General features: G+C 73.5%; 20 protein-coding genes. 10 read left to right on the top strand and 10 right to left on the bottom strand.

Annotation, left to right across the window (positions count from 1 at the left end; genetic code table 11):
• Window positions 1–56 precede the first annotated feature (56 nt).
• From ACTMS0_RS18755 to ACTMS0_RS18740, 4 genes are all read left to right on the top strand, one after another.
• Entirely contained in the window at window positions 57–617 is a 561-nt protein-coding gene (locus ACTMS0_RS18755; protein WP_441156514.1) for a peroxiredoxin, read from the top strand.
• Between the two features lie 2 nt (window positions 618–619).
• Window positions 620–1,150, top strand: coding sequence for a carboxymuconolactone decarboxylase family protein (locus ACTMS0_RS18750; protein WP_441156513.1), 531 nt, complete (start codon window positions 620–622; stop codon window positions 1,148–1,150).
• A gap of 137 nt (window positions 1,151–1,287) precedes the next feature.
• Entirely contained in the window at window positions 1,288–1,743 is a 456-nt protein-coding gene (locus tag ACTMS0_RS18745) for a PRC-barrel domain-containing protein (RefSeq protein WP_441156512.1), read from the top strand.
• Between the two features lie 58 nt (window positions 1,744–1,801).
• The gene (locus ACTMS0_RS18740; RefSeq protein WP_441156511.1) at window positions 1,802–2,530 is read left to right on the top strand and encodes a tyrosine-protein phosphatase; all 729 of its coding nucleotides are present in this window, start codon (window positions 1,802–1,804) and stop codon (window positions 2,528–2,530) included.
• A 51-nt stretch (window positions 2,531–2,581) separates the two neighbouring features.
• Here the strand turns inward: ACTMS0_RS18740 and ACTMS0_RS18735 are convergent, their stop codons facing one another.
• Both ACTMS0_RS18735 and ACTMS0_RS18730 read right to left on the bottom strand, forming a co-directional pair.
• Window positions 2,582–3,679, bottom strand: coding sequence for a branched-chain amino acid aminotransferase (locus ACTMS0_RS18735; protein ID WP_441156510.1), 1,098 nt, complete (start codon window positions 3,677–3,679; stop codon window positions 2,582–2,584).
• A gap of 233 nt (window positions 3,680–3,912) precedes the next feature.
• Window positions 3,913–4,944, bottom strand: coding sequence for a 3-isopropylmalate dehydrogenase (locus ACTMS0_RS18730; protein WP_441156509.1), 1,032 nt, complete (start codon window positions 4,942–4,944; stop codon window positions 3,913–3,915).
• A 220-nt stretch (window positions 4,945–5,164) separates the two neighbouring features.
• Between ACTMS0_RS18730 and ACTMS0_RS18725 the strand changes: the two genes are divergently transcribed.
• Entirely contained in the window at window positions 5,165–6,010 is an 846-nt protein-coding gene (locus ACTMS0_RS18725) for an FAD:protein FMN transferase (protein ID WP_441156508.1), read from the top strand.
• Between the two features lie 351 nt (window positions 6,011–6,361).
• Window positions 6,362–6,718, top strand: a complete 357-nt coding sequence (locus ACTMS0_RS18720) for a hypothetical protein (RefSeq protein ID WP_441156507.1) — start codon at window positions 6,362–6,364, stop codon at window positions 6,716–6,718.
• Window positions 6,719–6,890: 172 nt separating this feature from the next.
• Here ACTMS0_RS18720 and serA read toward each other — a convergent pair whose 3' ends face one another.
• From serA to ACTMS0_RS18695, 5 genes are all read right to left on the bottom strand, one after another.
• Window positions 6,891–8,489, bottom strand: a complete 1,599-nt coding sequence (gene serA / locus ACTMS0_RS18715; RefSeq protein ID WP_441156506.1) for a phosphoglycerate dehydrogenase — start codon at window positions 8,487–8,489, stop codon at window positions 6,891–6,893.
• Between the two features lie 283 nt (window positions 8,490–8,772).
• Complete coding sequence (gene ilvC / locus ACTMS0_RS18710; protein ID WP_441156505.1) at window positions 8,773–9,786, bottom strand: ketol-acid reductoisomerase; 1,014 nt, start codon at window positions 9,784–9,786, stop codon at window positions 8,773–8,775.
• A 60-nt stretch (window positions 9,787–9,846) separates the two neighbouring features.
• Complete coding sequence (gene ilvN, locus ACTMS0_RS18705) at window positions 9,847–10,362, bottom strand: acetolactate synthase small subunit (protein ID WP_073832451.1); 516 nt, start codon at window positions 10,360–10,362, stop codon at window positions 9,847–9,849.
• An 81-nt stretch (window positions 10,363–10,443) separates the two neighbouring features.
• Complete coding sequence (locus ACTMS0_RS18700) at window positions 10,444–12,324, bottom strand: acetolactate synthase large subunit (RefSeq protein ID WP_441156504.1); 1,881 nt, start codon at window positions 12,322–12,324, stop codon at window positions 10,444–10,446.
• A 185-nt stretch (window positions 12,325–12,509) separates the two neighbouring features.
• Window positions 12,510–14,933 (bottom strand): putative bifunctional diguanylate cyclase/phosphodiesterase, encoded by a 2,424-nt coding sequence (locus ACTMS0_RS18695; RefSeq protein WP_441156503.1) that lies wholly within the window; start codon window positions 14,931–14,933, stop codon window positions 12,510–12,512.
• A gap of 111 nt (window positions 14,934–15,044) precedes the next feature.
• Between ACTMS0_RS18695 and ilvD the strand changes: the two genes are divergently transcribed.
• On the top strand, window positions 15,045–16,892 hold the full coding sequence (ilvD, locus tag ACTMS0_RS18690; RefSeq protein ID WP_441156502.1) for a dihydroxy-acid dehydratase: 1,848 nt from the start codon (window positions 15,045–15,047) through the stop codon (window positions 16,890–16,892).
• A 75-nt stretch (window positions 16,893–16,967) separates the two neighbouring features.
• On the opposite strand, the gene ACTMS0_RS18685 is transcribed toward ilvD, so the two are convergent.
• Complete coding sequence (locus tag ACTMS0_RS18685; protein WP_441156501.1) at window positions 16,968–17,258, bottom strand: hypothetical protein; 291 nt, start codon at window positions 17,256–17,258, stop codon at window positions 16,968–16,970.
• A 365-nt stretch (window positions 17,259–17,623) separates the two neighbouring features.
• Between ACTMS0_RS18685 and ACTMS0_RS18680 the strand changes: the two genes are divergently transcribed.
• A complete protein-coding gene (locus ACTMS0_RS18680; RefSeq protein WP_441156500.1) occupies window positions 17,624–18,646 on the top strand; it encodes a LacI family DNA-binding transcriptional regulator in 1,023 nt (340 codons plus the stop codon).
• A gap of 21 nt (window positions 18,647–18,667) precedes the next feature.
• On the opposite strand, the gene ACTMS0_RS18675 is transcribed toward ACTMS0_RS18680, so the two are convergent.
• Window positions 18,668–20,992 (bottom strand): EAL domain-containing protein, encoded by a 2,325-nt coding sequence (locus tag ACTMS0_RS18675; protein ID WP_441156499.1) that lies wholly within the window; start codon window positions 20,990–20,992, stop codon window positions 18,668–18,670.
• Between the two features lie 199 nt (window positions 20,993–21,191).
• Between ACTMS0_RS18675 and ACTMS0_RS18670 the strand changes: the two genes are divergently transcribed.
• Window positions 21,192–21,569 carry a PH domain-containing protein gene (locus tag ACTMS0_RS18670; protein ID WP_441156498.1) on the top strand — a complete coding sequence of 126 codons (378 nt, stop codon included), beginning with the start codon at window positions 21,192–21,194 and terminating at the stop codon, window positions 21,567–21,569.
• On the opposite strand, the gene ACTMS0_RS18665 is transcribed toward ACTMS0_RS18670, so the two are convergent.
• On the bottom strand, window positions 21,563–22,483 hold the full coding sequence (locus ACTMS0_RS18665) for a 2-hydroxyacid dehydrogenase (protein ID WP_441156497.1): 921 nt from the start codon (window positions 22,481–22,483) through the stop codon (window positions 21,563–21,565). The genes ACTMS0_RS18670 and ACTMS0_RS18665 overlap by 7 nt on opposite strands.
• A 195-nt stretch (window positions 22,484–22,678) precedes the next feature.
• On the opposite strand from ACTMS0_RS18665, the gene ACTMS0_RS18660 reads away from it, so the two are divergent.
• Window positions 22,679–23,851, top strand: a complete 1,173-nt coding sequence (locus tag ACTMS0_RS18660) for a PQQ-dependent sugar dehydrogenase (protein ID WP_441156496.1) — start codon at window positions 22,679–22,681, stop codon at window positions 23,849–23,851.
• The last annotated feature ends 39 nt before the right edge of the window (window positions 23,852–23,890 follow it).

Here is a 23,890-nt window from a genome sequence, read left to right as displayed (position 1 = left end):
GGAAGCATCTGGAACCGATCCAGTTACCGGCCTCGTGCCGCTGTCAAGGAGGACCTGTGCTCACTGTCGGTGACCGCTTCCCCGAGTACGAACTCACCGCCTGCGTGTCGCTCGAGGCCGACAAGGCGTTCGAGACGATCCACCACAAGTCCCACGAGGGCAAGTGGCGGGTCGTCTTCTTCTGGCCGAAGGACTTCACCTTCATCTGTCCCACCGAGATCGCCGAGTTCGGCCGGCTCAACGGCGAGTTCGCCGACCGGGACGCCCAGATCCTCGGTGTGTCGGTGGACAACGAGTTCGTCCACTACGCGTGGCGCAAGGACCACCCGGACCTGCGGGACCTGCCGTTCCCGATGCTGAGCGACATCAAGCGCGAGCTGACCGCCGCCTGCGGGGTGCTCGGCGAGGACGGCGTCGCGCAGCGGGCGACCTTCATCGTCGACCCGGACAACGAGATCCAGTTCGCCATGGTGACCGCCGGCTCGGTCGGCCGGAACGTCTCCGAGGTCCTGCGGGTGCTCGACGCGCTGCAGACGGACGAGCTGTGCCCCTGCAACTGGAACAAGGGCGGCGACACCCTGGACGCCACCGCGCTCCTCGCCGGCGCCGGGGCCTGATCATGGGTCTGGACGCGGTGAAGGCGGCTCTTCCCGAGTACGCCAAGGACATCAAGCTGAACCTCGGCTCGACCATCGGCACCTCGACGCTCAAGCCGGCGCAGGCCTGGGGCACCGCCCTGGCCTGCGCCGTCGCCGCGCGCAACGCCGTGGTGCTGAAGGAAATCGCCGAGGAGGCCGTCGTCCACCTCGGCCCGGAGGCGGTCGAGGCGGCCAAGGGCGCCGCCGCGATCATGGCGATGAACAACGTCTACTACCGGGCCAAGCACCTGATCGGCGACGAGCAGTACCAGTCGATCCCCGCCCGGCTGCGGATGCAGATCATCGCCCGGCCGGGCGTCGAGAAGGCCGACTTCGAGCTGTGGTGCCTCGCCGTCTCCGCGATCACCGGCTGCGGTGTCTGCCTGGAGTCGCACGAGAAGACCCTGCGCGCCGCCGGCTTCAGCCGCGAGCAGGTGCACGAGGGGCTGCGCATCGCCGCCGTCGTGCACGCCGCCGCGGTGACGCTCGACGCGGAGGCCGCGCTCGCCTGAGCGCAGTCGGAAGGGCCGGCCGGTGCGAACCGGCCGGCCCTTTTCGTGGTTACAGGTGTACCGATCTCGACACCGGGTAGGACATGGGGCTGACAGGCACCAACCCCCGATCAGTCGAGTAGAGGAGATGAAACGCCATGGAGCGGCTCGACCCTCGAACGACCCACGGGACGCCGGACCCGCTCGTCACGGGTGGTCAGGGCGCCTTCCCGGGCACGCCCGGCGGCACCTTCGACCCGTGGCGCTACCGGGAAGACGCCGGGGTGACCGGCGCCGACCTGGTGGGCTACAAGGTCGAGGCGACGGACGGCGGCATCGGCAAGGTGGACCGGTCCAGCCACGAGGTCAACTCCAGTTACCTCGTGGTCGACACCGGTCCGTGGATCTTCGGCAAGAAGGTCATGATCCCCGCCGGCACCGTCAACCACGTCGACCACGACGAGCGGAAGGTCTACGTCGACCGAGGCAAGGACCAGATCAAGGCCGCGCCCGAGTTCGACGAGACCGCCGACACCGACCCGGCATACCGGGACAAGCTCGGTGGTTACTACGGCGACACGTACTCGGCCATCCCGCCGGGTACCGCCAGGTGACGGTGATCCTGTTCGACGGCCGGTGGGGCTCCGCCCCGCCGGCCGTTACCGTGTCAGGGTGGACGCCATCGAGGTCACCCGCTTCTCCACCCTGTTCAACTTCCGCGACGTCGGCGGACCGCTCGGCCACGACGGCCGCGCCGTCCGCCGGGGCCGGCTCTTCCGCTCCGACTCACCGCACCGCCTCGACGACGCCGACCGGCAGGCGTTAGGCGCGCTCGGGGTCCGGACGGTGCTCGACCTGCGCCGCCCGTACGAGGTGGAGCGCGACGGCCGGATCCCGGACCTGGACGGCGTGACCTGGCGGCACATCCACCCCGAGCACGCCGAGTGGACCGACAACCCGTACCGGTCCGGCGCCGACCTGGCCCGCTACCTCGCCGACCGGTACGCGGACATGGCGCAGACCGGCACCGCCGGGCTGGGCGAGGCGATCGGGCTGATCGCCGACGAGGTCAACGCCCCGGTGCTGGTGCACTGCGTGGCGGGCAAGGACCGCACCGGCATCGTCTGCGGCCTCACGCTCGCCGTGCTCGGCGTCTCCGACGCCGACATCGCGGCCGACTACGCCCTGAGCACCGAGGCCGGCGAGAAGTTCATGGCCTGGTTCACGTCGAGCGGGCAGCAGATGCGGCCGGGGCTGCCGCCGCTCACCTGCCCCGAGGAGACGATGCTGCTGTTCCTCGCCGAACTCCGCGAGGGGTACGGCTCGGTGGAGGGGTACCTGCGCCACGCGGGCGTCACGGACGCGCAGCTCGACGCCCTGCGCGACCACCTGCTGGACTAGCCGCCCACGCGAGAAGGGGCCCCTTCGGCGAGGCCCCTTCTCCGGACGATCTCAGAACACGCGGTAAACCCAGTCGTGCGGGTCCCCGGCCTTGCCGCGCTGGATGTCGACGAGCTGCTGGCGCAGCGCCATGGTGACCCGGCCCGGCTCCCCGCCGCCGACGAGGAACTCGCCGTCGGGGAAGCGGACCGTGCCGATCGGGGTGACCACGGCGGCGGTGCCGCAGGCGAACACCTCGCGCAGTCGACCGCTGGCCGCGTCGGCCTGCCAGTCGGCGAACGTGACCGGCCGCTCCTCCACCCGGATCCCCGCGTCGGCGGCCAGGGTGAGCACCGACTCCCGGGTGATGCCGGGCAGGATGGTGCCGGTCAGCGGCGGCGTGACCAGCGTGTTGTCGTCGTACACGAAGAAGACGTTCATGCCGCCCAGTTCGTCGACGAACCGGCGCTCCACCGCGTCGAGGAAGACGACCTGGTCGCAGCCGTGCTCGATCGCCTCCGCCTGCGCGACCAGCGAGGCCGCGTAGTTGCCGCCGCACTTGGCCGCGCCGGTGCCGCCCGGCGCCGCGCGGGTGTAGTCCGGGGAGACCCAGACCGTGACCGGCCTGACGCCGCCGGAGAAGTACGACCCGACCGGCGACGCGATCACCGCGTACAGGTACTCGTTGGCGGGGCGGACACCGAGGAACACCTCACTGGCGAACATGAACGGTCGCAGGTAGAGGCTGCCGTCCTCGCCCTCCGGGATCCACTCGCGGTCGACCTCGACGAGCCGGTGCAGCGAGTCGACGAAGGTCTCCTCCGGCAGCGTGGGCATCGCCATCCGCCGGGCGGACGCGGCGAACCGGGCCGCGTTGGCGTACGGGCGGAACATCGTCACCCCGCCGTCGACGCTCCGGTACGCCTTCATCCCCTCGAAGATCTCCTGCGCGTAGTGCAGGACGGCGGCGGCCGGGTCCATCGGGATCGGCGCCCGCGCCTCGACCCGGGCGTCGTACCAGCCCTTGCCGTCGGCGTAGCGGATGGTGACCATGTGGTCGGTGAAGACCCGCCCGAACCCGGGGTTGGCCAGCAGGGCGGCCCGGTCGGCGGCGGATACCGGCGCGGGATTCGGACGGATCTCGAAGTCGAGCTTGTCACCACCGCTCATCGCGCTGACCTCCCTGGGGGATGGACGGCACACGGGTCCGCATGCCGAGAAATCTGGTGCGAGAAACTTACCCCGAACGGTCGTTCAGCGGGTAGCGCCGCGGGGCCGCGTGGGCGCCGCCGGAGGGGCCGACGCGGCACCGCCCCAGGTCACGGGATCGGGCCGGCCGGGACCACGGGCGCCGGGTCCGGGGCACCGTGGATCGGGGTCGCCGGGCCGGCGACCGGGCGAGCTCAGGCGGTCGCGTACGCGGCCAGCCGGTCGCCGACCTCGTCGGTGCGTACCGGTACGCCGGGCGTCCGCGCGGCCAGCTCCGCGCCGACGGCGGCGGTGATCCGGGCCGCCTCCTCGGCGTGGCCGAGCTGGTCGAGCAGGAGGGCGGCGGAGAGCACCGCCGCCACCGGATCGGCCACACCGCGACCGGCGATGTCCGGCGCGGAGCCGTGCACCGGCTCGAACATCGACGGGTACGCGCCCTCGGGGTTGATGCTGCCGCTGGCCGCGAGCCCGATGCCACCGGTGACCGCGGCGGCGATGTCGGTGAGGATGTCACCGAAGAGGTTGTCGGTGACCACCACGTCGTACCGCTGCGGCTGGGTCACCAGGAACATCGCGGCAGCGTCGACGTGCTGGTACTCCGTCGTCACGTCGGGGTGCTCGGCGGCGACCGTCTCGAAGGCGCGCGCCCACAGCGAGCCGGCGTGGGTGAGCACGTTGGTCTTGTGCACGAGGGTGACCTTGCGCCGCTCGCGGCGGCGGGCGCGGGCGAACGCGTCCCGGATCACCCGCTCCACCCCGTGCCGGGTGTTCAGGCTCTCCTCGGTGGCGACCTCGGCGGGGGTGCCCCGGTGCAGCGTGCCGCCGGCGCCCGCGTACAGGCCCTCGGTGCCCTCGCGGACCACCACCAGGTCGACCTCGCCGGGCTTGACGCCGCCGAGCGGGCCGGCCGTGCCGGGCCAGAGCCGCGACGGGCGCAGGTTCACGTACTGGTCGAAGGCGAACCGCAGCTTGAGCAGCAGACCCCGCTCCAGCACGCCGGGCGGGACGCTGGGGTCGCCGACGGCGCCGAGCAGGATGGCGTCGTGCCCGGCCAGCTCGTCGAGCACCGAGTCGGGCAGCACCTCGCCGGTACGGTGGTAACGGGCGGCGCCGAGGTCGTACTCGGTGGCCTCCACACCCGGGAGCACCGCGTCGACGACCTTGCGGGCCTGCGCGACCACCTCAGGGCCGATGCCGTCCCCGGCCACCACCGCGATCCGTGCCACGCTCCGCTCCTTCGCTTGCCGTCGCACCGACGGTACGCCGCCGTCCCGTCCCCCGGTACGAACCTTCCAGCATTCGGGAAACCGGGATGCACAGGAGGCTTCCAGGTGACATTCATGGTGTGGTCATCTCGGCTACCTAGCCTGATGACCAGCGGGTCACGGGGGCCCGCGACCGGCACCGCGGCGAGGCGGAGCCGTCGGCCGAGGAGGCAGGGCGAGCATGAGGACCGACGAGCAACCACGGACCCGCTGGGTCGACCCGTCGCTCTTCCAGTCGCACGCGCGCCCGGACCTGCGCCTCGGCGGCCGGAACCACCGCGTCGACGCGGGCACGGCGACCGGCGACCGGATCGCCGTGCAGCATGCGGTCCGCACCTCCACCGCCGAGTACACGCTGCTGCTCAACGCACCCGAGTGGCTCGGCCGCCGGGGCGTCGGCGAGGCGCTGCGCGACGCGGTGGCGGAGCTGCGCGCCATCGACCTCACCTACGGGCCGACCCGGCCGGAGAGCCTGGTCTCCCGGCTGCGGCGGGGCGAGATCAGCCCGGAGTCGTACCCTCCACTGGCCGACCTGGTGGACCGCTGCGCCGCGATGCGGGCGGCCACCGACGGCTGGTTCGACGCGTGGGCCGTGCCCGGCGGCTTCGACCCGGGCGGCCTGCTCGGCGGGTGGGCGGTGGAGCAGGCAGCGGCCCGGTTGCGCGCCGCGGGCGTCCACGACTACGCCGTGCTCACGGGCGCCGACCTCGTCGTACGCGGCCACGCGCCGCACGGTGGCCCCTGGCGGGTGGCGGTGCACCACCCCACGGACCGGCGGCGGGCCCCGGTGGTGCTGGAGATGACCGCCGGCGCGGTCGGCACGTCCGGCGTGACCGGGCGACAGGGACACGTCGTGGACCCGCACACCGGCGAGCCGGCCGACCAGTTGGTCGCCGCCACCGTCATCGGGCCGGACCTGTCCGTCGCCGACGCCTACGCCACCGCGCTCTACGCCGCCGGCCCGGCCGGGTTGGCCTGGTTCCGCGACGGATCCGACTACCGCGCGCTCTCCGCCCACCGCCGCTGAGGGAGCTCGGCTGGGGGCGCCGGCGACGGGCGGAACGCGACAGCGCTCGACCCCTCCACGGCCGATCCGCGATCGGCCCCCACGGTCTCGGCAACAACCGTGAGGGCCGGTCAGCGACGAGTGCGCGTGGCTCGCGCAATCGAGGGGTGCGGACCGGTCGGGCCGGACGTCGACCTCGCCACCCGAAGACGGGCCGACGTCACGCGCTCGGCCAGTGACCGCACGGGTACGCTAGCGAATCGACGCAACTCGACGCAAGAGTCTCCACTACGGACCCTCCCGACAGGATTGCGGCTGGCCTGCGGCGGGGCGATTTCGACATGGTGAACGACGGATGGCACGCTGTCCGCCGTGAGTTTCGATCTGAGCGTGTGGGCCCTGGCGGACGGGGCGACGCCTGAGGACGTACGAGCGGCGGTGCAGCGATGCCGTCAGGGCCGGCACACGGACCGCCAACCCGATCCCCGGGTCGTCGCGTTCTACCGGGCGATCACCAGCGCGTACCCGGACCGCCCGGCCGGCGCGGACACGCCGTGGGCGGTGGCGCCGCTGCACGCGGCCGGTGACCACGTCGAGCTGAACCTGCACCCGACCTGCGAGGACCAGGTGCTGCTGGACATCGAGCGGCTGGCCGGCGAGAACGGGCTGATGCTCTTCGACGCCCAGGACGGCTCGGTCTACCCACCGCCCGCCCGCGCCACCACCTGACGCCCTCACCGCCCCCCCCACCCCGGGAAAGCCGCACTTTCCGAGAAAGTGCGCTCATCCGAGGCCGGACGGCCACACTTTCCGTGAAAGTGCGCGGATCTTGCCGTGGCGGGTGGCGAAGACGGCGAAGGGGCCCGGCGATGCCGGGCCCCTCCATCGTGGTGCGTTCAGGTCACTCGTCGCGCAGGTCCGCGGCGCTGGCCGCGGTCGCGCCGATCGAGTCGGCCGCGGAGGTGAGCAGGTCGGCGCCGAGCGCCTGGTCGACGGTGAGCGTCATCAGCGTCTCGCCACCGGCCTCCCGGCGGGCCACCTGCATCGCGGCGATGTTGATGCCGGCCTCGCCGAGCAGGGTCCCGACCGTGCCGACCACGCCGGGCCGGTCGACGTAGCGGAGGAAGACGAGGATGCCCTCCGCGCCGATCTCGACGTCGAAGCCGTCCACCTCGGTCAGCTTGATGAGGTCGCGGGTGCCGGCGGTGGTGACGGTGCCGGAGACGCTGACCGTACGGCCGTCGGGCAGGGCGCCGCGGATCGTGACCAGCACCGAGTGGTCGGCGGTCTCGGCCTGGGTCGTGAGGGACACCTCGACGCCCCGCTCGGCCGCGAGGTGCGGCGCGTTGACGTAGGTGACCTGCTCCTCGACCACCGAGCTGAACAGCCCCTTGGTGGCGGCGAGCTTGAGCACCGAGACGTCGTGGCTGACGATCTCGCCGCGGACCTCGACGGTCACGCTGGCGGCCACCCCGCCGGCGACCGCGGTGAAGGCGCGGCCGAGCTTCTCGGCCAGCGGCAGCAGCGGCCGGACGTCCTCGGCGACCACGCCACCGGCCTGCACGTTCACCGCGTCCGGCACGAACTCGCCCTGGAGGGCCAACTTGACGCTCCTGGCCACGGCCAGGCCGGCCTTGTCCTGCGCCTCATGGGTGGACGCGCCCAGGTGCGGGGTGGCGACCACGTTGTCGAACCCGAACAGCGGCGAGGAGGTGCAGGGCTCCTTGGCGTACACGTCGACGCCGGCACCGGCGACCCGGCCCTCGGCGATGGCGTCCGCGAGGGCCTGCTCGTCGACCAGGCCACCCCGGGCGGCGTTGACGATCCGCACGCCGGGCTTGACGATCGCCAGCTCCTTCTCGCCGATCAGGCCCACGGTCTCGGGCGTCTTCGGCAGGTGGATGGAGATGAAGTCGCTCTCCCGCAGCAGCTCCTCCAGGCCGACGAGGCGGACGCCGAGCTGGGCCGCCCGGGCCGGCTGGATGTACGGGTCGTACGCGATCAGCCGGGTGCCGAACGCGGCGATCCGCTGCGCGAAGAGCACACCGATGCGGCCGAGGCCGACCACGCCGACGGTCTTGCCCTGGATCTCCACGCCGGTGTACTTCGACCGCTTCCACTCCCCCGCCTTCAGCGCGGCGCTGGCGCTGGCGGTGTTGCGGGCGACCGCGAGCAGCAGCGCGACGGCCTGCTCGGCGGCGGAGACGATGTTGGAGGTGGGGGCGTTGACGACCATGACGCCCCGCGCGGTGGCGGCCGGCACCTCGACGTTGTCCAGTCCGACGCCGGCCCGGGCGACGACCTTCAGGTGCGGCGCGGCGGCGATCGCCTCGGCGTCGATCTGGGTCGCACTGCGGACGATGACGGCGTCGGCCTCGGAGAGCGCCGAGAGCAGAGCCGGTCGGTCGGTGCCGTCCACGTGACGGACGTCGAAGTCGTGGGCGAGCACCTCGATGGCGGCGGGAGCGAGTTCTTCGGCGATCAGTACGACAGGATTCATCGGTCCTCGTAGATGTCGTCAGAGCGGTCGGCCGGTCGGCGGGAGGCGGCACTGCGCCCCGCCCTGGTCCGGGCCATGGCCGTCAGGTGCCGGCTACGCACCTACTGGGATCGTAGGCGGCGGGTCGCGCCAGGCGCCCCGGACACCGGGGTGAGTGCCCTCACAAACGGCATATGACGTGCGGATTAACGATCGTTCGGATCAGGTCGGTGGACACGACGGCACCCGGGCACCGCGCCGGGGAGAGCGCGGGGCCCGGGTGCCGCACGGGGCAACGCTCGGGTCAGGCGGTCTCGGTGATCGGCCGATCCACCCAGCTCATCATGCCGCGCAGCTTGCGGCCGGTCTCCTCGATCGGGTGCGCGGCGCCCTCGGCCTGCCACTTGCTGAAGTTCGGCCGGCCGGCCTCGTCCTCGGCCACCCACTCGCGGGCGAACTCGCCGGACTGGATCTCGCCCAGGATCTTGCGCATCTCCTCCTTGACGCGGGCGTCGATGACGCGCGGGCCGCGGGAGAGGTCGCCGTACTCCGCGGTGTCGGAGATGCTGTAACGCATCTTCGCGATGCCGCCCTCGTACATGAGGTCGACGATGAGCTTCAGCTCGTGCAGGCACTCGAAGTACGCCACCTCGGGCGCGTACCCGGCCTCGGTGAGCACCTCGAAGCCGGTCTGCACCAGCGCGGCCGCGCCACCGCAGAGCACCGCCTGCTCGCCGAACAGGTCGGTCTCCGTCTCCTCCTTGAAGGAGGTCCGGATGGCGCCCGCCCGGGTGCCGCCGATGCCCTTCGCGTACGACAGGGCCAGCGCGAGCGCGTTGCCGCTGGCGTCCTGCTCGACGGCGACCAGGCAGGGCACACCCTTGCCGTCGACGTACTGGCGGCGGACCAGGTGACCCGGACCCTTGGGGGCCACCATCGCCACGTCGACCTCGGCCGGCGGCTTGATCAGGCCGTAGCGGATGTTGAAGCCGTGACCGAAGAACACGGCCTTGCCCGGGGCCAGGTTCGGCGCGATCGAGTCGGCGTAGAGGAGGCGCTGGGCGGTGTCCGGCGCCAGGATCATGATGACGTCGGCCTCGGCCGCCGCCTCGGCGGGGGTGACCACCCGCAGGCCCTGCTCCTCGGCCTTGGGCCGGCTCTTCGAGCCCTCGGGCAGGCCGATCACCACGTCGACACCCGAGTCCCGCAGCGACAGCGCGTGGGCGTGGCCCTGGCTGCCGTAGCCGATCACCGCGACCGTGCGGCCCTGGATCAGGCCCAGGTCGGCGTCGTCGTCGTAGTACACCTCAACGCTCATGGAATTCCCTTTCGTACGGCGGCCCGGGCGGCCCGTCGTGGTCTGAATCGGTGTGGAGGATCAGGCGGCCCGGAGCGCCGGACCGGCGGTGATGGAGCGGGAACCGCGCCCGATCGCCACCGTGCCGGACTGGACCATCTCCTTGATGCCGAACGGTTCGAGGTCGCGCAGCAGCGCGTCCAGCTTGTCGGGGGTGCCGGTCGCCTCGATGGTCAGCGTGTCCGGCGCGACGTCGACCACCCGGGCGCGGAACAGGTTGACCGTCTCCAGCACCTGGCCCCGGGCGTTGCGGTCCGCCCGGACCTTGACCAGCAGCAGCTCGCGGGCGACGGACACCTGCGGGTCCAGCTCGACGATCTTGAGTACGTTCACCAGCTTGTTGAGCTGCTTGGTGACCTGCTCCAGCGGGGACGACTCGGCGTTCACCACGATGGTGATCCGGGAGACGTCCGGGTTCTCGGTCTCGCCGACGGCGAGGCTGTCGATGTTGAAGCCGCGCCGGGAGAACAGGCCCGAGACGCGGGCCAGGACACCCGGCTTGTTCTCCACGAGCACGGACAAGGTGTGCATGGTCATGCCACGACCTCGCTTCGCTCGGTCGCGCCCTGACGCGAAATGGGACTGAGCTTGATGATTCGTTCGCTTCGCTCACTCATGTCAGATGTCATCCTCGTCGAAGGCCGGGCGGACGCCGCGGGCGAACATGATCTCGTCGTTGCTGGTGCCGGCGGCGACCATCGGCCACACCATGGCGTCCTTGCCGACCACGAAGTCGATGACCACCGGGGCGTCGTTGATGGCCATCGCGGCCTCGATCGTCTTGTCGACGTCCTCGGCGGTCTCGCAGCGCAGGCCGATGCAGCCGAGCGCCTCGGCGAGCTTCACGAAGTCCGGGATGCGGTGCTTGTGCGTGCCGAGGTCGGTGTTGGAGTAGCGCTCCCCGTAGAACAGGGTCTGCCACTGGCGCACCATGCCGAGGTTGCCGTTGTTGATGACGGCGATCTTGACCGGGATGCCCTCCAGCGCGCAGGTCGCCAGCTCCTGGTTGGTCATCTGGAAGCAGCCGTCGCCGTCGATCCCCCAGACCACCGCGTCCGGCTTGCCGACCTTGGCGCCCATGGCGGCCGGCACCGCGTACCCCATCGTGCCGAGACCGCCGGAGTTCAACCACGTGTACGGCTTCTCGTACGAGATGAACTGGGAGGCCCACATCTGGTGCTGACCGACACCGGCGACGTAGATGGCGTCCGGGCCGACGATCTCGCCGAGCCGCTTGATGACGTACTGCGGGGACAGGGTGCCGTCGGACGGCTCCTCGTACCCCAGCGGGTAGCGCTTGCGCAGGTCGTCGAGCTGGGTCCACCAGTCGGCGAGGTCGGGGCGGTGCCCGCCCGCCTGCTCGGTGGTGACCGCCGCGATCAACTCGTCGATCACGTGCCGGGCGTCGCCGACGATCGGCACGTCCGCGTGGCGGTTCTTGCCGATCTCGGCCGGGTCGATGTCGGCGTGCACGACGGTCGCGTCCGGGGCGAACGAGTCCAGCCGGCCGGTGACCCGGTCGTCGAACCGCGCGCCCAGCGCGACGATCAGGTCCGCCTTCTGGAGGCCGTAGACCGCCGCGACGGTGCCGTGCATGCCGGGCATGCCGAGGTGCTGCGGGTGCGAGTCGGGGAACGCGCCGAGCGCCATCAGCGTGGTGACCACCGGGATGCCGGTCAGCTCGGCGAGCTTGCGCAGCCCCTCGGTGGCGCCCGCCTTGAGCACACCGCCGCCGACGTACAGCACCGGACGCCGGGCGACGGCCATGAGCCGGGCGGCCTCCCGGATCTGCTTGCCGTGCGGGTGCAGCGTCGGCCGGTAGCCGGGCAGGTCGAGCGCCGGCGGCCAGGCGAACGTCGTCGGCGCCTGGAGGACGTCCTTGGGGATGTCCACCAGGACCGGGCCGGGCCGGCCGGTCGAGGCGAGGTGGAACGCCTCGGCGAGCACCCGGGGGATCTCCTCGGCGTTCTGGACCAGGAAGTTGTGCTTGGTGATCGGCAGGGTGATGCCCTGGATGTCCGCCTCCTGGAAGGCGTCCGTGCCGATCGAGGGCCGCGCGACCTGGCCGGTGATCGCCACCATGGGCACCGAGTCCATGTACGCGTCGGCGATCGGCGTGACCAGGTTGGTCGCGCCCGGCCCGGAGGTGGCGATGCAGACGCCGACCCGGCCGGTGGCCTGGGCGTACCCCGTCGCCGCGTGCCCGGCGCCCTGCTCGTGCCGGACCAGGATGTGCCGGACGGTGGAGTCGTAGAGCGGGTCGTACGCCGGCAGGATCGCGCCACCGGGGATGCCGAAGACGACGTCGACGCCGAGCGCTTCGAGGGACCGCACGAGGGAGCCGGCACCGGAGACCTGGGCGGGAGCAGGGGTGCGTACCCCCGGGACGGTCGGGGTGGCCGCGGCGCGGGCGGCCGGGTCGGCGTCGCGCGCCGGCTCGGCGGCCGCGCGGGCCCGCCGGGCGGAGTTGGCGAGGGTCTCTGGCGTGGGTCTCGTCATGGCGGTTCAGGCCTTCGGCTGGAGTGGGTGCGGCTCTCGGGCAGTGGAACGCGGGCGGGGCCCGCACCGATGGGGTCTGACGGCAACAAAAAAGCCCACGTGCAGGATGCACGGGGCCAGCGCACTCTCGGTGAGGAGAGTGCGCTCAGGTAAGTACTCGACGCGACCAGTACGACGACATGCGGTCAAGCCTGACGCATCTCACGCGCTGAGTCAACTGATCCCACATGTTGGTTAACGGATCTTGCGGAATCCCCCGTTCGAGTGCCGTCGGCACCCTGTTCGACCTGGTCGGAGAGGGGTTGACGGGGGGCGGGGAGCCTCGGCAGGCGGCGCGGCGGCGTGGGACGGGCCGGCGGGGCGGGCGGCGCCGAGGTCGGGACCGGCCGGGCGCCGGGCGACGTGGCGGCCTCCAGCATCGCCTCCAGGTGCTCGGCCGGCACGCCCCAGCCGAAGAGGGCGCCCTGCCCGAAACGGCAGCCGGCGGCCACCACCGCGGCCAGCTCGGTCGGAGTGGTGACGCCCTCGGCGATGACCTCCAGACCGAGCTGGTGGCCCAGCCGCATCACGATGTCGACCATCGGGGCGAAGGCCGGCCCGTCGGTGCCGACCGGCCGGACCGGCTCGTGCTCGGCGACGAGGCTGTGGTCGATCTTGAGGATGTCGATCGGGAGGCATCGCAGCTGGCCGAGCGACGAGTACCCGGCCCCGAAGTCGTCCAGCGCGATCCGGACGCCGGTGCGGCGCAACGCGGTCAACCGGCGGATCAGCTCGTCCAGGTCCGTCGCGACCGCGTGCTCGGTGACCTCCAGCACCAGACGCTGCGGTGGGACGTGGTGCGCGCGCAGCGCCTCGGCGACCTGGACGACGTACTCCGGGGCGTGCAGCTCCCGGGGTGAGACGTTCACCGACACCCACACGTCGTGGCCGTCGGCGAGCCACCGGGAGAGCTGGTGGCAGGCCTCGTGCAGCACCCAGGCGCCCAGCTTGGCGATCATCCCGCACTCCTCGGCGAGCGGGATGAACTCGTCGGGCCGCACGTTGCCCAGTTCGGGGTGGTGCCACCGGAGCAGCGCCTCGGCGCCGACCGGGCGCACCGACGGCAGCGAGGCGACCGGCTGGAACGCCAGCCGCAGCTCGCCGCGGTCGATCGCGCCGCGCAGTTCGTGCTCCAGCGTGGTCCGCCGGCGCAGCCGCCGGTCGTACGCGGCGTCGTACCGCTCGATCCGGTTCTTGCCGCGCTGCTTGGCGTACCGCAGGGCCAGGTCGGCGTGGCGCAGCAGCAGCTCGACGTCCGGCTCGCCGGCCCAGCCGGCGGTGCCGATGCTCACCGAGAGGAAGACCGGCCCCTCCGGCTGCTGGTACGCCGCCCCGAGCACCCCGAGCAGCCGCTCACCGACCCGGTCGGCGTCGGCGGGCCGGCCCGGCATCAGCACGGCGAACTCGTCGCCGCCCAGGCGGGCCGCCACGTCGCCGGGGCGCAGGTTGCCGCGCAGCCGCCGGCCCACCTCGGCCAGCACCGCGTCACCGGCGTCGTGGCCGCGCATGTCGTTGACGTTCTTGAAGCCGTCCAGGTCGAGGGTGAGCAGCACGCACGCGGTGCCCGCCTCCGCGCAGCGGTGCAGGGCCCGCAGCAACCCCCGCCGGTTGGCCAGGCCGGTCAGCGGGTCGGTGTGCGCGAGCTCACGGAAGTGGGCCTCCCGCTCGGCCAGCCGGCCCGCGTACTTCCGGACGTCGTGCAGGGTCAGGTACTGCCGGGCCACCAGCGCGAAGCCCTCCACGCTGCCGGCGACGATGCCCAGCGCGTCGAACCGGCCGTCCTGGAGCAGGTGGTACATCGCCGAGGCGGCCATCGCGAACATCGGCAGCACGCCGTACTCGCCCTCGCGCCGGATCGCGTCGATGTCGAACTGGCAGGGCGTGTCGAGCCGGCGGACCACCAGCGCGACGGTCAGCAGCCCGGCGGCGAGCACCGCCGCCCCGACCATCGCCATCGCCGGGCCGGCCTGGCACAGCCCGGTGGCGATGCCGAGCCCGCCGGTGGTCACGCCGACCACGCCGGTCGCGAGCACGGCGAGCCGGTGCCGTCGGGGTGGAGCCCGGAAGACCAGGATGGCGGCCAGCCCCGCGGTAAGCGCCGCGCTGACGGTGGCGAGCAGGATCGGCTCGCAGGCCATCGGGGTGGCGTCGCCGAGCAGCCGGGTCGGCTCGGAGAAGAGCACCCACCCCACGAACCAGAGCGCGGTGGCGACGACCAGGCCGTCCAGTGACAGTCGGGTGGCCACCCCGGCGGTCGGCGCCACCCCGGGCAGCCGGAGCAGCCCGGCCGCGAAGAGCAGCCCGCTGACCGCGGTGACCAGCGACACCACCTCGGCCCAGCCGGTGCGCCGCGTCGACCCGTGCCCGGCGTGCCCGGCCGCCTCGAGCGCCACTCCCAACCCGACCAGCACCGCCACCAGCCCGACGCCGGCGGCCGCGGCGAGCAGCACGTACGCCGAGCGGTGCGTCGGCGCCCGCCGGCGGGCGCCGGTGGCCAGCAGCGCGGCGGCCGCCGCGGCGACGAGCCCGCTCAGCGCCGCGACGGTGAGCAAGCCCGGGGGTGACAACACGCCCTCAACTGTGCCGGATCGCCGCCCGCGGTGGGGTACCGGGTGTGCATCTGTTGGGACACGTCGTGCGCGGGCGGCGGCCACCCGGGCGACGGTGTCAGACTGGTACTCATGCCTGAGCTGCGGTCGAGGACCTCCACGCACGGTCGGACGATGGCCGGCGCCCGGGCCCTGTGGCGGGCCACCGGGATGACCGACGACGACTTCGGCAAGCCGATCGTCGCCATCGCCAACAGCTTCACCCAGTTCGTCCCCGGTCACGTCCACCTCAAGGACCTCGGCGGCCTCGTCGCCGACGCGGTGGCCGAGGCCGGCGGGGTGGGCCGCGAGTTCAACACCATCGCGGTCGACGACGGCATCGCGATGGGCCACGGCGGCATGCTCTACTCGCTGCCCAGCCGCGAGCTGATCGCCGACGCCGTGGAGTACATGGTCAACGCCCACTGCGCGGACGCCCTGGTCTGCATCTCCAACTGCGACAAGATCACGCCGGGCATGCTGCTGGCCGCGCTCCGGCTGAACATCCCGACCGTGTTCGTCTCCGGCGGGCCGATGGAGGCCGGCAAGACGGTGGCGATCGAGGGGATCGTGCACTCCAAGATCGACCTGATCGACGCGATGATCGCCTCCTCCAACGAGGCGGTCACCGACGACCAGCTCGGCGAGATCGAGCGCTCCGCCTGCCCGACCTGCGGCTCCTGCTCCGGCATGTTCACCGCCAACTCGATGAACTGCCTCACCGAGGCCATCGGCCTGGCACTGCCCGGCAACGGCTCGACCCTCGCCACCCACGCCACGCGCCGGTCGCTCTTCGTCGAGGCCGGCCGCACCGTCGTGGAGATCGCCAAGCGGTGGTACGACGGCGACGACGCCTCGGTGCTGCCCCGGTCGATCGCGGGGCGGGCGGCCTTCGAGAACGCGGTCGCGCTGGACGTGGCGATGGGCGGCTCGACCAACACGATCCTGCACCTGCTCGCCGCCGCCCGGGAGGCCGAGCTGGACTTCGGCGTCGCCGACATCGACGCCATCTCCCGGCGGGTCCCCTGCCTCGCCAAGGTCGCGCCGAACTCCCCGCAGTACCACATGGAGGACGTCCACCGGGCCGGCGGCATCCCGGCCATCCTCGGCGAGCTGGACCGCGGCGGCCTGCTCAACCGGCAGGTGCACGCCGTGCACTCCCCCTCGCTGGAGCGCTGGCTCGCCGACTGGGACGTGCGCGGCGGAGCGGCGACCCCGACGGCGGTGGAGCTGTTCCACGCGGCGCCGGGCGGCGTGCGCACCACCGAGCCGTTCTCCACCACCAACCGCTGGTCGTCGCTGGACACCGACGCGGCGGGCGGCTGCGTGCGGGACGTGGCGCACGCGTACAGCGCCGACGGCGGGCTGGCCATCCTGCACGGCAACCTCGCGCCGGACGGCTGCGTGGTGAAGACCGCCGGCGTGCCCGAGGAGTGCCTGACGTTCCGCGGCCCGGCCCGGGTCTTCGAGTCCCAGGAGGCGGCGGTCGACGGCATCCTCGCCAAGTCCGTCGTCGCCGGTGACGTGGTGGTGATCCGGTACGAGGGCCCGAAGGGCGGCCCCGGCATGCAGGAGATGCTCTACCCCACCTCGTTCCTCAAGGGGCGGGGACTCGGCCGGGCCTGCGCGCTGCTCACCGACGGGCGGTTCTCCGGCGGCACCTCCGGGCTGTCCATCGGGCACGTCTCCCCCGAGGCGGCCTCCGGCGGCCTGATCGCGCTGGTCGAGGAGGGCGACGAGATCGTCATCGACATCCCGGGCCGCTCCATCGAGCTGAACGTGCCGGACGACGTGCTCCAGGCGCGGCGGATCGCCCAGGAGAAGCGGGACCGCCCGTACACCCCGGTCGACCGGCAGCGCCCGGTGTCGGCGGCGCTGCGCGCGTACGCCTCGATGGCCACCTCGGCCAGCGACGGCGCCTACCGCCGCGTCCCGGAGTAGCGCGACGCAGGCGAGATCTTGGAAGAGTTCGGCCCCGGGAGGGGCCACTTCCAAGATCTCGCGCGACCCGGCCGGTCAGTCGTTCACGCAACGCAACACCGGGCGGGACGTCAGCGCGGCGATGTCCAGCGGACCGCCGGTGCGGACGGTGAAGGTCGCCGACTCACCCGGGAGCAGCGTCACCAGCGCCTCATCGACTTCGGCCAACGGGTCGAGGGCCTCCTCCGGCCGCGCCAGCTCCGTCGGAAGCGCCCGCACCACCGAGGAGTACGCGGGCACGTCCAGCTCGACCGCGGTCTTCGCCCGCGGCTCACCGGTCAGGGTCAGCCGGGTGACGGTGGCGGTGACGCGCCACGGCACCGCCACCGCTGTTGCCGCTGCACGCCGCCACCAGGACGAGACTGACCGCAACGACGGCGGTTGTCCTCGCCCACCGGGTCAGGGATCGCGTCATCACATCGCTCCCCGAATCGAGAGACGTATACTGAACCGGATAAGTGACGCCACCGTACGGGCGCCCTGTCACCGTGTCAACGCCCGGCTAGCGGAGCGACCTGCCGGTACCGTCCGGACTCCTTGGGAGCGCGCCCATGCGTGGTGGAGCGCTTCCCGAGGCACCTCTGCGCGCGGTCCGGCGTTTCCGCCCACGCCCCGGCTGACGTAGGCTGAACCGAGCAAGTGATCACCAGCCGCCGACAACGCGGGAGCGGCGGAGCACGAAGGGGGCGCCGGTGAAGCGGCCGACCATCGCCGACGTCGCACGACGCGCCGGGGTGTCGAAGGGAGCGGTCTCGTACGCGCTCAACGGGCAACCCGGCGTCTCCGAGGCCACCCGGCAACGCATCCTCGCCGTCGCGGCGGAGATCGGCTTCAGCCGCAGCAGCGCCGCCCGGGCGCTGTCCGGCTCCACCTCGGACGCCATCGGTCTGGCGCTGTGCCGGCCCGCCCGCACGCTCGGGATCGAGCCGTTCTTCATGGAGCTGATCAGCGGCGTCGAGGCGGAGCTCTCCGCCCGGTCGTACGCGCTGACCCTCCAGGTCGTCGCCGACCAGGAGGCGGAGATCGCGGTCTACCGCCGGTGGTGGGGCGAGCGGCGGGTGGACGGGGTGCTCGTGTGCGACCTGCGCACCGACGACCGACGCGTCCCGGTCCTGGCGGAGCTGGGCCTGCCCGCCGTCGTGATCGGCGGCCCCGGCGGCACGGGGCAGCTGGCCAGCGTCTGGTCCGACGACGCGGCGGCCCTGGTGGAGACCGTGGAGTACCTGGTCGCCCTCGGCCACCGCCGGATCGCCCGGGTGGGCGGCCTGCCCGAGCTGCTGCACACGTCCATCCGCACCGAGACCTTCACCCAGGTGTGCCGGCGGCTCGATCTGGCCGACGCGTTCACCGTTCCGTCCGACTACACCGGCGAGGAGGGCGCCCGCGCCACCCGGCGCCTGCTCAGCTCGCCCGTACGGCCCACCGCGGTCATCTACGACAACGACGTGATGGCGATCGCCGGGCTGTCGGTGGCGCAGGAGATGGGGCTCGCCGTCCCGGGTGATCTGTCCATCGTGGCCTGGGACGACTCGCCGCTGTGCCGGCTGGTGCACCCGCCGCTGACGGCGCTGGGCCGGGACATCCCCGCGTACGGCGCACACGCCGCCCGGCAACTGCTCGCGGTGATCGGCGGGGCGTCGGTCGGCGAGTTCCGGGACGCGACCGCCCACCTCACCCCGCGCGGCAGCACCGCACCGCCGCCCCGGGCGGCCTGAACCGATTCAGCCGAGGCGGCATCAGCGGGACGCGTACGGGAACTCCTCGAAGTACGCCTCGACTCGCTCCGCGGTGGCCGGCCGGGCGAGGGCGAACCCCTGCCCGTACCGGCAGCCGGCGCGCTGCGCGCCCGCCACCTGGTCCGCCGACTCCAACTCCTCGACCACGATCTCCAGCCCGAGCCGGTCGCCGACGCTCACCACCACGTCGATCAGCGGGCCCTGCGCGTCCGCTCCGCGGTTCACCAGCTGCGGGCCGACCTTGAGCAGGTCGATCGGGAGGCGGCGCAGCTGCGCGAGGGACGCGTGCTCGGCGCGGAAGTCGTCCAGCGCGGTGCGGACGCCCAACGACCGCAACCCCGCCAGCCGGGCCACCACCGTGGGCAGCTCCGCCGCCACCCTCGGCTCGGTCACCTCGACGACCAGCCGATCCGGCGCCAGCCCGTACGCGTCGAGCACCGCCGCCGTCCGGGGCACGAAGTCCGGCGCGGTCAGCTCGCGAACGCTCACGTTGATCGCCATCCACAGCTCACGCCCGGTCCCGGTCCAGGCGGCCAGCTGCCGGCAGGCCCGGTCGAGGACCCAGCAGCCCAGTTCGCCCACCACGTCGAGATCCTCCGCCACCGGCAGCAGCTCGGCGGGCAGCACCGTGCCGAGCACCGGGCTGCGCCAGCGCAGCAGCGCCTCCGCGCCCACCGGTTCCTGGTCGGCCAGCCCGAGCACCGGCTGGAAGACGAGGTCGAGTTCGCCCCGGGCGACCGCCCCGGGCAGCTCCCGCTCCAGATCCAGGCGGCGGACCAGCTGCTCCTCCAGGTAGGCGTCGTACCACTCGACCCGGTCCCGGCCCAGTTGCACGGCCCGCCGGCGTGCCAGGTCCGCCTGGCGCAGCACGTCCTCCGGGGCGGTCCCGCCGGTCTCGGCCAGCCCGATGCTGACCTGGAGCCGCACCGCCGCTCCGGGCACCTGGTAGGGCTGGGTGAGCGCGGCGACCAGCCGGGTCCCCAGCGCGTACGCGATCATCGGCCCGACGTCGGTCGCCACCGCGAAACCCGTGTGGGTCAGATCGGCCACCAGGTCGGCCGGGCCGAGGACGGCCCGGGTCCGGCGCGCCACCTCGGCCGCCAGGTCCGGACCGGCGAGCTGCTCCGCCGCGTCGACGCTGGGCACGTGCAGGTCCACCACCAGCAGGGCGCCGGACGGGGGCGGCGCGTCCCGCAGCACGGCGAGCGCCCGCAGCAGCGCGCTCCGGTCCCCGGTCGGGCCGGTCCGGTCGGACAGCGCCGGGTCCGACCGGACCGCCGGCTCGCCCGCGACCGCCGCCGCGCCACCCGACCCGACCGCGCCGCCCGCCGCCGTGGGGACCCGCGCCTCGTCCGGACGCCGGCGGGGCCGTAGCAGCTCCCGGAGGACCAGTGGCGGGACCACGGCGAGCGCGAGCAGCACGGCCGTCGGGTCGCGTGCGAGGCCGGAGCCGAGCCACCAGGCGGTGGCCGCCACCACGGCGACCGCCGGCACCACGACCCGCGGCCAGACGGCGGTCGGCCGCGGCGGTGGATCCAGCTCCGGACGGAGGGCCCGCCGCGCGCCCGCCGCGGTCAGCAGCACCCCGCCCACCAGCGGGGGTACGGCCAGCAGCCCCGCCCGGTCCGGCAGGGTGCCGGCGGTCAGCGTGGCGAGCACGACCAGGCCGGTCAGCGTGAGCGCCGCCCCACCCCGGCACCGGGCCGCACCGGAGTTCCGGTGCGGCCCGGTCAGGGTGGTGAGCGCGCCGACGGCCAACGCGCCGAGCGCCACCGCCGCCGCGAGGCGGGCCGGCGGGCCGAGGCTGTCGCGTGGCAGGAGCAGCCACCCGGCGAGGGCCAGGCCGGCACCCGGACCGGCCGCGTCGGCGGCGCGGCGCAGCCGGGCCCGGACCGGTGGGCGCGGTGGGCCGGCCAACGCGGCCAGGCCGGCCCCGAACAGCACGGCCGCGCCGGCCAGTCCGGTGACGGCGGCGGTGCTCCGCTGCGCGTCGTCGGCCAGCGGCAGGACGGCGGCGCTGAGCCCGGCGACGACGACGGCCGCGTCGAGCAGAGCGGCGACCCGCCGGGGTCGGGCCGCCCGTCGCCGCGCGGCCGCCCGGGTGTCGCCGTCGCGCACGGCCGGACGGGGTGGAACGGCGGCCAGCCGGGACAGCCGGGTGCCGGCGAGCGCGGTGCCCGCCGCCGCGGTGAGCGCCACCACGACCAGGGCGGGCAGCGGTCCGGCCGCGGCAGCGAACAGGAGCAGCGTGACCGCTGCGAGGACGACGACCTCCGGCAGGGCCGGTCGGCGGGCCGGGGCGCGGAGCGGGTACGCGAGGGGCACGGCGATCGCCTTCGTGAGGGGGCACGGGGGCGGTGCGGCGGGGCGGGACGCGAACGAAGTCCGCTGCCCAACCTTCGAAAACGAACCGGCGCCCGGGCGGTGACGCCCACCCTACCGTGACGCGCGTCACTATCCGAGCAGGTCCCGACCCGTACGGCCCGCCGCAGCCGGCACCGGAGCAGGGTGGGATCATCGGGAGGTGAGCAGCTCCGACACCGTCCGGTTCCGGCACAGCCAGGCCATCCCGGTCGCCGCGGTGATCGCCTTCTTCGGCGCCCTGCCGCTGGCCAGCGCGAGGTGGTATTTCCTGCCGGTGCTGCTCGTCCCCCTCGCCCTGGGCGTGTGGGCGTGGCGTGCCGGCACCGACGCCGACCCCCGGGGGCTGCGCCTGCGGGCGCTCACCGGGGAGCGCCGCATCGCGTGGGACCAGGTCGTCGAGCTGGCTACCGATCCGCGCGGCCGGGCGGTTGCCCGCCTCGACGACGGCCGGGAGGTGCAGTTGCCGGCGGTACGGGGGAAGGACCTGCCCCGACTGGTCGCGGCCACCGGCCAGAGCCTGCCCGGCGCGGCTCAGTAGCCGTCGACGACGGCGTTGATCAGCGGTTCCCCGGCGGCGAACCGGCGGACCTGATCCCCCACCAGCCGGTACGCCCGCGGCAGCAGGCCGCGTACCGAGCCGGCGATGTGCGGGGTGAGCAGCACGTTTGGCATCGTCCACAGCGGATGGTCGGAGGGCAGCGGCTCGGGATCGGTCACGTCCAGCGCGGCCGAGATCCGGCCGGTACGCAGCTCGGCGACCAGCGCCTCGGTCCGGGCCACCGGGCCACGCGCCGCGTTGACCAGCAACGCGCCGTCCCGCATGGCGCCGAGGAACGCCTCGTCGACCAGCCCGCGGGTCTCGTCGGTCAGCGGCACCAGCAGCACCACCACGTCGGCCTCGGGGAGCAGCCGAGGCAGCTCGGCCACGCCGTGCACGCCGGGCCGGGCCGTCCGGGCGACCAGGGTGAGGGTCACCTCGAACGGTTCGAGGCGCCGGTGGACGGCAGCGCCGATCGAGCCGGCCCCGACGATGAGCACCCGCTTGCCGGTCAACTCGTCGGTCGGCGTCACCTCGGCGTACGCCCACTCGCGGCGGGCCTGCGCCCGGGCGAGCGCCGGGAGAGCCCGCAGGTGGGAGAGGATCACCGCGACCACCCACTCGGCCGTGGCCGGGTCGTGCACCCCGCGCGCGTCGCAGAGAGTCACCCCGGGCGGCATCCGGCCGACCCACGCGTCCGCCCCGGCGGAGAGCAGTTGCACCACCTCGAGGTCGGGCAGGTCCCGCAGCAGGGCGGTGGCCGCCGGACCGGCGAGGAAGGGCGGCACCCAGAACCGTACGTCGGACACCGCGGAGGGGAGTCGCGTCGGATCCGGCACCACCTCCACCGTGACGCCCGGCGGCAGGTCACCGAGCAGGGACGGACCGGTCTCGTGCGGGATCCACACCTTCACGCCCGCCGACGATAGGCCCTCGGCCCGCCGGCCGCCCTTCAGGGCTCTCGCCGGCGCCCGAACGGGAACACCGGGTCGGTGACCAGGGCGACCGTCGCCGACGCGTCGATGCGGCGCGCCCGCTGACCTCCGTTCCGCCGACCGTCGATGCCCGGCGGGCCCGGATCGCCGCCGCGGCGGGTTACCCTGGGCCGGGTGAGCGCCCGTCCCCCGTACCCTCGCACCCGCCGCCTCCGCGCGGCCCTCGCCGCGTCGTGCGCGGCGCTGCTGGTGACGACCGGTTGCACCTTCGGTGAGCCGGAGCCGGACCAGGCCGGTGAGCCGCCCACCTTCCCCACGCCGTCGGCGACGGCGAGCCCCGGCGGCGCCGGCCAGGAGGTCGTGGCCACCGTGCTCGCCAGGGGGCTGCGCGTGCCGTGGGGCATCGCCTTCCTGCCCGACGGGGGCGCGCTGGTGACCGAACGGGACAGCGGCCGCATCCTTCAGGTCGGCCCGGAGTCCGGCCCCGACGGCCTGAAGGTGACCGTGGTGCAGACGATCGCCGAGGTGGCGGCGGGCGGCGAGGGCGGGCTGATGGGCATCGCGGTCTCGCCGGGCTACCAGCGGGACCGGACGGTCTTCATCTACTACACGGCCGAACGCGACAACCGGATCGCACGGCTCCGGCTGGGCGAGCGGCCCCAGCCGATCCTGACCGGCATCCCGAAGGCGGGCATCCACAACGGCGGCGGCCTCGCGTTCGGGCCGGACGGCCAGCTCTACGCCAGCACGGGCGACGCCGGCGAGCGACCGCAGTCGCAGGACGTCAAGCGCCTCGGCGGCAAGATCCTGCGGATCACGACCGACGGGAAGCCGTCGCCCGGCAACCCGTTCCCCGACTCGCCGGTCTGGTCCGTCGGGCACCGGAACGTGCAGGGGTTCACCTGGGCCGCCAACCGGAAGATGTACGCGGTTGAGTTCGGACAGAACACCTGGGACGAGATCAACGAGATCGTGAAGGGCCGCAACTACGGGTGGCCGCAGGTGGAGGGGCGCTCCGACGACCGTCGCTTCGTCAACCCGATCACCCAGTGGCCCACCTCGGACGCCTCCTGCTCCGGGCTCGCCCGGGCGGAGTCGGTGCTGGTGACCGCCTGCCTGCGCGGACGGCGGCTCTGGCTGGTCGAGCTGACCGGCACGGGGACGGTGCTCGGCCAGCCGCGTGACCTGCTGACCAACCGCTTCGGCCGGCTGCGGGCGGTCGCCGCGGCGCCGGACGGCTCGCTGTGGGTGAGCACGTCGAACCACGACGGGCGCGGCGACCCGGCGCCGGAGGACGACCGGCTGCTGCGCCTGGTGTTCGCCGAGGGCGGAGCCGGACGAAGCTGACACCGCGGCACACCACACGCGCAGGTTTGCCAAGATCCC

It is taken from the genome of Micromonospora sp. H33, from assembly GCF_052068455.1.
Taxonomy (GTDB): domain Bacteria; phylum Actinomycetota; class Actinomycetes; order Mycobacteriales; family Micromonosporaceae; genus Micromonospora.
This window is presented reverse-complemented; position numbering and strand designations above follow the sequence as displayed.

What these genes read in the sequence shown, in the direction of transcription:
- ACTMS0_RS18750 (WP_441156513.1), top strand. Translation starts at nt 620, where the DNA reads ATGGGTCTGGACGCGGTGAAGGCGGCTCTTCCCGAGTACGCCAAGGAC.
- ACTMS0_RS18745 (WP_441156512.1), top strand. Translation starts at nt 1,288, where the DNA reads ATGGAGCGGCTCGACCCTCGAACGACCCACGGGACGCCGGACCCGCTC.
- ACTMS0_RS18735 (WP_441156510.1), bottom strand. Translation starts at nt 3,679, where the DNA reads ATGAGCGGTGGTGACAAGCTCGACTTCGAGATCCGTCCGAATCCCGCG.
- ACTMS0_RS18725 (WP_441156508.1), top strand. Translation starts at nt 5,165, where the DNA reads ATGAGGACCGACGAGCAACCACGGACCCGCTGGGTCGACCCGTCGCTC.
- serA (WP_441156506.1), bottom strand. Translation starts at nt 8,489, where the DNA reads ATGAATCCTGTCGTACTGATCGCCGAAGAACTCGCTCCCGCCGCCATC.
- ilvC (WP_441156505.1), bottom strand. Translation starts at nt 9,786, where the DNA reads ATGAGCGTTGAGGTGTACTACGACGACGACGCCGACCTGGGCCTGATC.
- ilvN (WP_073832451.1), bottom strand. Translation starts at nt 10,362, where the DNA reads ATGACCATGCACACCTTGTCCGTGCTCGTGGAGAACAAGCCGGGTGTC.
- ACTMS0_RS18700 (WP_441156504.1), bottom strand. Translation starts at nt 12,324, where the DNA reads ATGACGAGACCCACGCCAGAGACCCTCGCCAACTCCGCCCGGCGGGCC.
- ilvD (WP_441156502.1), top strand. Translation starts at nt 15,045, where the DNA reads ATGCCTGAGCTGCGGTCGAGGACCTCCACGCACGGTCGGACGATGGCC.